The organism is Chelativorans alearensis (assembly GCF_010993735.1).
In the GTDB taxonomy this organism is placed as follows: Bacteria; Pseudomonadota; Alphaproteobacteria; order Rhizobiales; family Rhizobiaceae; genus Chelativorans; species Chelativorans alearense.
This window is the reverse complement of sequence record NZ_WQNI01000036.1, coordinates 1-671: the sequence shown is the minus strand read 5'-3', so window position 1 is coordinate 671 and position 671 is coordinate 1. Positions and strand designations below refer to the sequence as shown.

Annotated in this window: 1 protein-coding gene; it reads right to left on the bottom strand. The window is 62.4% G+C overall.

Translation table 11 applies throughout. The features are described from left to right. Positions 1 to 671, bottom strand: a 671-nt coding sequence (locus GPJ75_RS27130; RefSeq protein WP_425483195.1) for an AraC family transcriptional regulator, incomplete at both ends; no start/stop codon positions are given.

Here is a 671-nt window from a genome sequence, read left to right as displayed (position 1 = left end):
GATCGCTGCGAAAGCCGGGCTGAGGTTCGTCCCCGGCCATCGCCTCGTCGATGATCATGATGCTCAGGCTCTTCGTGGCGGCGACACGACCGATGTGCTTCTCGACCAGATAGGCCGCCAGATGTGCCGAACCATGCCCGCCCGAGCATGTCAGCCGGTCTCGGTCCACGACGAAGATCTGGTCCGAAACCGGCCGGGCGGACTCGAACCGCTCCAGGAAATCGTCATGGTGGAACCAGCTTACACAGCAGCGATAACCGTCGAGAAGGCCGGCTTCGTGCAACAGAAACACACCAGTGCACAGGCCGACCAGCGGTACGCCTGAGTCCGCCTTGGACTTGAGGTAGGCGATGCTTTGCGGCGACAGGCCGCTAGCCTCCTGTATCAAGCCGCCGACCACGACGACGTAATCGAATTCTCCCGCATTGTGCAGGCGGGTGTCAGGCTGAACCTTGACCCCGCAGCTCGAGCGGACCGGGTTCATGTCGTCGGACAGAACGGTCCATTCGCAATGGATCGGGCGCGAGCGGTCCGCCTCGTCGGCGGCAAGCCGCAAAACGTCGACGAAATTGGCAAAGGCGGACAGGGTGAAGCGGTCTGCAAGCAGGAAGGCGACGCGCAGGCGCTTCTTGCTAGATCTGTTGGCTGAAGGCACGGATGTCATGGCGCAG